Raw genomic sequence first — 4,562 nt, 5'->3', positions numbered from 1 at the left:
TATTCTTTCCTTAACAATATGGTAAGCCTCTGTTCCTGCTCTTAATGCTTCGGAGAACGACTTAAATTTTAGTGGAACAATCATATACTCCTGGATGTCGTGCTCTGCTCCGACATGGGCCCCTCCGTCTAGGATATTCATTTGAGGAACAGGCAGCCTTATTTTCTTGTTTCCTGCAAGATTGCTGATGTGCTGGAAGAGCTCTCGGTTCCCTGCTCCAAGGCGGCAGGCTGCCATGCTGACAGCCAAGGCAGCATTTGCTCCTATCTTGGCTTTGTTTGCCGATGGATCGAGGCTTTGCAAGGTGGTATCTATGAGCTTCTGGTTGGCAGGGCTTTTTCCTCTGAGAGCTTTTGCTATTTTCGTATTGACGTTTGCTACTGCTTTCAGCACTCCTTTTCCGTTATAGCGCTTTCCGCCATCTCTTAACTCATGAGCTTCATGAATTCCTGTAGAGGCGCCTGAAGGAACAGAAGCTTTTGCCGCTCCTTTAGAAGTGCGTATTATTGCCTGCACTGTAGGATTGCCTCTGCTGTCGAGAATCTCTAAGGCCTTTACTTCACGTATCACAGTCATTACAGCAAACTGTAAGAATTGAGGTTTAAAAAGCTTTTCTAAACCAGCCCCTTCTCCTTCCATCCAGGCTCTTTCACAATCCTGCGGTATTTTGCATATTTGTCCTCAGGGCTCCACTTTGGAGGGACTTTAGAAAGCGCTTTTTGTCCGCAGGAGCAGACTTCTTTCATCGTGTACTTTTGGCAATTGCTGCACCAGAGAATCCGCTTCATGCTTCTGCTCGCTTGAATTCTGCAATGCCTACGTGCTTCTCCATGTATTTCGTGGCTTCGTCAACTGCCTTTGTCAGAATTGCCTCTGCAGACTTGTAATCGTTTGACTTCACGCTCACCTGATAGGTTCCTGCGCCGGTATAGATGACCTGTATCCCCTGTTTTCCATCAAACACCTTCCTGAAGACCTCTTTTATCTGGCTGATGCCGTCACTCGCAAAGCTCACGAGCTTCATCTTTCCCTTTATCTCCACTTCAATCGGCTTGATTCTCTGCTTGATTGCAGAAAGCAGCTCCTTTGCGAGCTTTGGGCTGAGCTTGAGAGCGTCCAGCGAGTCCTTGTCTTCAGCCACGCTCTGGAAGAAATCATGCAGTGTGCCGTATTTCTCATGCACTTTCGGCATAATCTTCTGCAATATGTCATAGGTATTCTCCTTTACATTGGTGCATGCGAATTCTACAATCTTCTCTGCTTTCTGCTCCAGCTTCAGCTGATTGACCTTGTTCTTCCTCTGGTTGTCATTTACCCTTCTGAGCGAGAGGTCAATATGGCCGCGCTCCAGGCTGATCCTGAGGACTTTGCAGACAACCTTCTTGCCCTCAACAACGAAATCGCGGATATTTCTAATCCTTCCCGGAGCAACTTCTGAGATGTGGATCATTCCCTGCTTCTTGTATTCATCAATCTCAACAAATATGCTGTGGTGCTGGACTTTCTTTACTGTACAGAGAAGAAGCTCTCCCTCTTCAGGATACCCTTTCTTGGTGTAAATCATGGCAGGACTTCAACCACCTTGACCTTGATTTTGGTTTTTCCTCCTCCGGGCGTTGCTATCACCTTGCCGCAAACCAAACACAAGACCTCTGTAGAAGCCTTTCCAAAGATAATCTGCTCGTTCTTGCATTTTGTGCATCTGACCTTAATGAACTTGCTTGATGGCTCCATACCTGTAAAGAAGCGAGGGGTGGTTTAAAAAGGTTTTGTATGCTCTGGCTCTGTCCTGTTTTCAAACAGCGAGGCCCCCATTATTCCCTTCCTTCTAATCCCCCCTGCTTTGTTCGTGAAGCGCGTCATTGAATGCTTCGCTGTCGAAATAGTCTTCTTCTATTTTTATATGAGTCAACATTTGCATTTTATCTCTGTTTTTAGAATATCCTCTTTTATTATGTACGTTATGGCACCCTTCTTTTACAAAATATACTTCTCCTCCTCCGTATCTGAAATAGAGCGGATCAAAAACGTCTGCGAAAGTCACTCTTTTTCCCATGAAATTTACCCCGTCCCGGCCTTTAACCAGCCTTTCGCGAAGAGCTCTGTTCTCATGTAATTCCTTTTTTTCTATTTTTGCGCCAGTCTTAATAAAGAGTAGATGAGGCAACTCCATATCGGAGAATTGTGATTTAAAACCCCAACCATCACCACATCGAAAATCTTTAAACTTATCACCCGGCCCCACTCGTACTGGCATGCTGTTTATTCTTCTTTCTAGCATTATGTTATAGGTATAGGGGAGTCCTCGGCCATGCTCATTATAATGAAGATCTTCTACGGTTAGATATACACCACTTTCGTTCAAACTTTTATAAAGGTCTTCAAGGCCATCTAAAAAACAACCCATTAGGTCAGTAATATTCTGTACGCCTATTCCAGAACCCTTCAGGGCTTTAAATCCATCTTCATCAAAATGGGAATAATATCTCGTGTAGCCTCTGAGCGTATGCGGGAATATCCCTTTTATAATCTTTCTTTCTTCCTCATTGGCATCCCTTTCCTTCTCTACTATTTTTGTTCTCTTCTCACAAAACCCACTGCCTGGATTTGATGCAAGCATAATTTTTGGACCTTCTCCCATTTTGATTTACCTCCTTGTTATCTTTACTCTCAAACAGGAACAACCAAAAACTATTTAAATAATTGCTACCTACTAGGTAGGTTATAATAAATATGAAACCGGAATCAGACATATTGCGGCAGTTCGGCTTGACTGAAAAGGAGATTGAGGCTTATCTTCTCTTGTTAGAGCTTGGCCCAGCAACTTCAGGAGAATTGATGAAAAAACTTGGCTATTACAGCAAAACCATCTATGAACTTCTTGAAAAACTGATGGGGAAAGGATTAGTGAGCTATGTTATCCAATCAAATAGGAAGCATTTTGAAGCAGCTCAGCCTGAGAAACTTCTGGATATTTTGAAGGAGAGAGAGTCCAATATTAAAACACTTACAACAGAACTCAAGGCAATTCTGCCAAAATTAAACGAAAAGAGGATTTTAGCGAAAGACCGGCAGGAAGCGGCAATCTACAAAGGGCCTAAAGGAATTAAGTCGATACTTGACGACACATTAAAGCAAAAAAAGGAAATTCTTGTCTTAGGGAGCGGAGGGAGATTCAAGGAAACGTTGCCGGTCTATTACGAAAACTGGAAAAGAAGGAGGATAAAGCAGAAGATTCCAATAAAAGTCTTATGGAATGAAAAGCATCAATCGAAGATAAGCGAATTTTTCGACGAGAAATTCATGGATATCCGGATCTTGCCTGCTGTTTTTGACAATCCCTCTCCAACGATCGTGTATGATGATTGTGTTGCCATTCTTGTCTGGGGCGCTGCTCCTTTGGGAATTGTGATCAGAAGCAGAGAAACAGCCAAAAGCTATCAGCATTATTTTGAGGTCTTGTGGAGGGTGGCGAAGAAAATATAAGGTATAGTGTTATATAAACAACCAAACTTTATTCAGTTATCATGGCAATCAAGAAATACTCAACAAAACCCCCTATACTAAGATTATGCTCCGAAGGAAGGCTATCAATAGGAAAGGCAGCTGAAATACTCGATAAAAGCATCTATGATCTCCAAAGGCTATCGAAAGAAAAGGGAATCCTGTTAACAGCAACAAAAGAGCAAAGAGAGAAAAGCAGAGGATTGCTGAGGAAGCTGCCTTAAGTATCTTCCACAATCTTTATATCCTGTTTCTTCTTTTTCTCTATGATGCCCGGCCTCAAACATGCTCCATTCTGGATGTTCCTCCTGCTGTTATTAACATTTTTTCTTATCGAGCTTCCCGGTCTTTCCCATATTGACCCCGGAGATGAGCATACCTACATCTACATGGGCAAGCTGGTCGCTGAGGGAAAGATGCCCTATCGGGATTTCTTCAACAGCCACCCTCCTGTGCAAGTATTTGTTTCAGGGATTCTATTTTCATTGTTTGGATTTAGTATTGTTATCTTCAAATTAGTCCCGTTCTTCTCAACGATTGGTACCTCAGTACTATTGTTCTTTTTAATAAAAAAACTATTTGGGCCTTGGGAAGGCTTGCTTGGGGCTGGCTTGTTTTTGTTTTCCTACCGGGTCATGCTTGAGGCGACGTATTTTCTTGGAGTTGATTTGACGACGTTTTTTGTTGTTCTCTCATTATTTTTGTTATATTCAAAGAGGCCTTTATGGGCAGGGAGTATAGCAGGCGTGGCTGCCTTGACTGGCTTGTATTCATTGGTTGTCATTTTTGCTGTGCTTGCCTTTCTTTTTTTTAAATCTAAAAAACTGTTTTTGAGGTATAGTATTGGCTTCTTTATTGTTGGAGGTTTGATTAATTTAGCCTTGTTATTGGTTCCTGGCTATTTCTTGCAGGTCTATTGGTATCATGCATTGAAGCCATCTTTGCCTGGGAGCACGTTTTCGATATTTCTTGCGTTCATGCAAAAGCATTACCTAATCCTGTCGCTGGCTCTGCTCGCTGCATTTGGCTGCCGCAGGAAAAGACTGCTTCTGCCCTTC

8 protein-coding genes are annotated in these 4,562 nt (G+C 42.8%); 3 read left to right on the top strand and 5 right to left on the bottom strand.

Features of this window, described 5'->3' with window-relative positions; all coding sequences use genetic code 11:
* The 5 genes from eno to VJB08_07025 form a co-directional block, all read right to left on the bottom strand.
* Positions 1 to 576: phosphopyruvate hydratase (eno, locus tag VJB08_07045; protein HLD43711.1), on the bottom strand; the 576-nt coding region annotated here is incomplete at its 3' end.
* Between the two features lie 38 nt (positions 577 to 614).
* Entirely contained in the window at positions 615 to 788 is a 174-nt protein-coding gene (locus tag VJB08_07040; GenBank protein ID HLD43710.1) for a nucleolar RNA-binding Nop10p family protein, read from the bottom strand.
* Positions 785 to 1,564 carry a S1 RNA-binding domain-containing protein gene (locus VJB08_07035; GenBank protein ID HLD43709.1) on the bottom strand — a complete coding sequence of 260 codons (780 nt, stop codon included), beginning with the start codon at positions 1,562 to 1,564 and terminating at the stop codon, positions 785 to 787. Before VJB08_07035 ends, VJB08_07040 begins: the two co-directional genes overlap by 4 nt.
* Positions 1,561 to 1,734, bottom strand: coding sequence for a 30S ribosomal protein S27e (locus VJB08_07030; GenBank protein HLD43708.1), 174 nt, complete (start codon positions 1,732 to 1,734; stop codon positions 1,561 to 1,563). The genes VJB08_07035 and VJB08_07030 overlap by 4 nt, the downstream gene beginning before the upstream one ends.
* A gap of 94 nt (positions 1,735 to 1,828) precedes the next feature.
* Positions 1,829 to 2,641 carry a hypothetical protein gene (locus VJB08_07025; GenBank protein HLD43707.1) on the bottom strand — a complete coding sequence of 271 codons (813 nt, stop codon included), beginning with the start codon at positions 2,639 to 2,641 and terminating at the stop codon, positions 1,829 to 1,831.
* A 92-nt stretch (positions 2,642 to 2,733) separates the two neighbouring features.
* Here VJB08_07025 and VJB08_07020 point away from each other — a divergent pair, with 92 nt between their 5' ends.
* From VJB08_07020 to VJB08_07010, 3 genes are all read left to right on the top strand, one after another.
* A complete protein-coding gene (locus VJB08_07020) occupies positions 2,734 to 3,486 on the top strand; it encodes a helix-turn-helix domain-containing protein (protein ID HLD43706.1) in 753 nt (250 codons plus the stop codon).
* A 41-nt stretch (positions 3,487 to 3,527) separates the two neighbouring features.
* Positions 3,528 to 3,728, top strand: coding sequence for a hypothetical protein (locus VJB08_07015; protein HLD43705.1), 201 nt, complete (start codon positions 3,528 to 3,530; stop codon positions 3,726 to 3,728).
* A 45-nt stretch (positions 3,729 to 3,773) separates the two neighbouring features.
* Positions 3,774 to 4,562 (top strand): glycosyltransferase family 39 protein (locus VJB08_07010; protein HLD43704.1); only part of this gene is annotated, 789 nt, incomplete at its 3' end.

The sequence above is a fragment of the Candidatus Nanoarchaeia archaeon genome, assembly GCA_035290625.1.
In the GTDB taxonomy this organism is placed as follows: domain Archaea; phylum Nanobdellota; class Nanobdellia; order Woesearchaeales; family DATDTY01; genus DATDTY01.
This window is presented reverse-complemented; position numbering and strand designations above follow the sequence as displayed.

Coding starts and splice junctions, on each gene's coding strand:
- VJB08_07040 (HLD43710.1), bottom strand. CDS start 788: ATGAAGCGGATTCTCTGGTGCAGCAATTGCCAAAAGTACACGATGAAA.
- VJB08_07035 (HLD43709.1), bottom strand. CDS start 1,564: ATGATTTACACCAAGAAAGGGTATCCTGAAGAGGGAGAGCTTCTTCTC.
- VJB08_07030 (HLD43708.1), bottom strand. CDS start 1,734: ATGGAGCCATCAAGCAAGTTCATTAAGGTCAGATGCACAAAATGCAAG.
- VJB08_07025 (HLD43707.1), bottom strand. CDS start 2,641: ATGGGAGAAGGTCCAAAAATTATGCTTGCATCAAATCCAGGCAGTGGG.
- VJB08_07020 (HLD43706.1), top strand. CDS start 2,734: ATGAAACCGGAATCAGACATATTGCGGCAGTTCGGCTTGACTGAAAAG.
- VJB08_07015 (HLD43705.1), top strand. CDS start 3,528: ATGGCAATCAAGAAATACTCAACAAAACCCCCTATACTAAGATTATGC.